The sequence below is a fragment of the Kitasatospora sp. MBT63 genome (genome assembly GCF_000710465.2).
In the GTDB taxonomy this organism is placed as follows: Bacteria; Actinomycetota; Actinomycetes; order Streptomycetales; family Streptomycetaceae; genus Kitasatospora.
Window position 1 is genome coordinate 1 of sequence record NZ_JAIZ01000428.1, and the last position, 2,714, is coordinate 2,714.

Here is a 2,714-nt window from a genome sequence, read left to right on the forward strand (position 1 = left end):
GACGGCCACCCCCACCACCACCCCGACCGCGACGAGCACCGCGACACCGACGGGCACCCCCACCCAGACCACCCCGCCGCCGAACGTCGCGCTGCCGGTGGCGCCGTACGTCGACCTCGGGGCCTGGCCGACGCCGGTGCTGCGGGACATGGCGGCCGCCGGCAACCTCAAGTCCTTCACCCTCGCCTTCGTCACCTCGGTGGGCTGCAAGGCCAGCTGGTTCAACGCCTACGACCCGAAGGCCGGCTGGGGCAAGGACCAGATCGACGCCGTCCGGGCCGCCGGCGGCGACGTGAAGGTCTCCTTCGGCGGCGCCTCCGGCACCGAACTGGCCCAGGCCTGCACCACCGTGGACGCGCTGTTCAACGAGTACGACGCGGTCGTCAACGCGTACGGCCTGAAGTACGTCGACTTCGACATCGAGGGCGCCGCGGTCGTCGACACCGCCGCCAACGACCGCCGCTCCGCCGCGCTGGCCAGGCTGCAGAAGGCCCACCCGGGCCTGAAGGTCTCGCTCACGCTGCCCGTCCTGCCCGAGGGGCTGACGGCCGACGGCGTGGCCGTGGTGCGCTCCGCGCGGGACGCCGGGGTGGCCCTCGACCTGGTCAACGTGATGGCGATGGACTACAACCGCCCGTCCACCGACTACGGCGACGACGCCGTCCAGGCCGCCCAGAGCACCCATGACCAGCTCAAGGCGCTCTACCCCGCGAAGACCGACGCCCAGCTGTGGGCGATGACCGCCGTCACCCCGATGCTCGGCGAGAACGACGACCACGGGGTCTTCGACCAGGGCGACGCCCAGCAGCTGGTCGCCTTCGCCAAGCAGCACCACCTGGGCATGCTCGGCTTCTGGGAGATGACCCGGGACGCCGCCGCCTGCACCGGCCCGCTCTACAAGTGCACCAACATCAGCCAGTCGCCCTACGAGTTCTCGAAGATCTTCGCCGGCTATACCGGCTGACGGATCGCCGCCGACGGACCCCGCCCGGTGGATCCCCACGCTCCACCGGGCGGCCCGGCGCCCGACCCGGGCGGGCCGCCGGTCAGCCCACGGCCCCGGCGGGCGCGTAGTGCCGCAGGTAGGCACGCATCTCCGGGGCCAGCCGGGCCGGGGCACCGCCGTCGGCCAGGTTGAGCAGGTGCCACAGCCGGTTCTCGATCCAGAACCGGTGGGCGAACTGTTCGAACGACGGCGCGCACCAGCTGATCGCGGCCCGCAGCCCGGCCGGGTCGCCGAGGCCGCGGCCGGGCCCCTCCGTGCTCTCCCGGGCCTCGTACGCGTACTGGAAGTCGATGGGCGAGTGCACCACGAAGGTCTCGCCGGACGGCCGGAGGTAGAGGTACCAGATCACGCAGTCCTGCTGGTCCCGCAGGAAGCGGACCAGGAAGGCGCCCGGCTCGACCGGGCTGGGCAGCGGCTTCGACAGGTCGCTCCAGCAGCACGTCACCGAGACCTCGTCGAGCACCCGGTGGCTCCACTCGCCGGCCGCGAACGCCCGGAAGTCCGCGGGCAGTTCCAGCCCGACGGCGGCGAGCTCCGCCGCCACCGCGTCGAGCTCCGCGACCCGCTCCGGGACGGGGCTGCCGACCCCGCCGAGCCAGTCGAAGTCGCCCGTGAACAGGCCGGGCTCCAGCGGCGGCAGGCTCTCGTACGGGTAGTACTCGTAGGTCCCGCGGCACGGCCGGTACTCGCCGAGGTCGCAGGCGCACCACCTGGCCTCGAAACCGGCCGTGCCCTGGACCGCGTCAGGCCGTTCACCCAGCACCGTTACCCCCGTGGATCGCGTCGAGCGGAATCGTCGGCGTCAGCATCGCACCGGCCACCGACAGTCCCGCCGCGGGCACCGCCGCCGGCCTAGTCCGCCGCTATCCGGACCGCGAAGCCCGCCAGGGCCGTGCCCATGGCGTAGCGGTGCATCCGCTGCCAGAGCGGGCGGCGGGTGAAGAACTCGGAGACCGAGCCGGCGGTCAGCACGAAGAAGGCGTTGCCCGCCAGGCCGACGACGATCTGGGTCAGGCCCAGCAGCAGGCTCTGGACGGCGACGTGGCCCCGCCGCGGGTCGACGAACTGGGGCAGGAGGGAGACGTACAGGATCGCGATCTTGGGGTTGAGCAGGCAGGTCACCAGGCCCATCAGGAACAGCCTGCGCGGCCGGTCCGGCGCCAGCTCCTTCGCCGCGAAGGCCGAACGCCCCGACGGGCGGACGGCCTTCCAGGCCAGCAGGAGCAGATAGCCGGCGCCCGCGAGCTTGAGGGCCAGGTACAGCTCGGGCACCAGGGCGAAGACCGCGGAGATCCCCGCGGTCGCCGCCAGCAGGTAGGTCAGGAAGCCCAGCGCGACCCCGCCCAGCGAGATCAGCCCGGCCCGGCGGCCCTGGGACACCGAGCGGGACACCAGGTAGATCATGTTCGGCCCGGGGGTGAGGACCATGCCGGTCGCCACCACCGCGATACCGGCCACCGCCGCCGGATCCACCATGCCTGCCACCGCTCCTCGGTCATTCGTCCACGCAACGCCACCGGAGGCTAGCACCCGCCCCGCCACCGGCCCGGGGCGCGGCACCGACCCGCGGCCGAGCGCCGGACGGAGCGGGACAAATCCGGTACCGGCCCCGACGGCCGCGGCGCTAGCATCCGTTCAGCCGTCCGGGAGGAGCGCAGGGCGACACGATCCGGCCCCCGGGCGGCCTTCATGGGCCCGTCGGCCGCCG

General features: G+C 73.3%; 3 protein-coding genes. 1 reads left to right on the forward strand and 2 read right to left on the reverse strand.

Going from position 1 to position 2,714, the window contains the following annotated elements; genetic code table 11:
• Positions 1–964, forward strand: a 964-nt coding sequence (locus AA75_RS23840; protein WP_033822250.1) for a chitinase, incomplete at its 5' end; no start/stop codon positions are given.
• A gap of 82 nt (positions 965–1,046) precedes the next feature.
• On the opposite strand, the gene AA75_RS23845 is transcribed toward AA75_RS23840, so the two are convergent.
• The gene (locus AA75_RS23845) at positions 1,047–1,769 is read right to left on the reverse strand and encodes a hypothetical protein (RefSeq protein WP_149038334.1); all 723 of its coding nucleotides are present in this window, start codon (positions 1,767–1,769) and stop codon (positions 1,047–1,049) included.
• A gap of 89 nt (positions 1,770–1,858) precedes the next feature.
• Positions 1,859–2,482, reverse strand: coding sequence for a LysE family translocator (locus tag AA75_RS23850; RefSeq protein WP_033822251.1), 624 nt, complete (start codon positions 2,480–2,482; stop codon positions 1,859–1,861).
• Positions 2,483–2,714: the final 232 nt, after the last annotated feature.

Excerpts from the sequence above, each read along its gene's own strand:
- AA75_RS23850 (WP_033822251.1), bottom strand. The coding sequence starts at position 2,482 with ATGGTGGATCCGGCGGCGGTGGCCGGTATCGCGGTGGTGGCGACCGGC.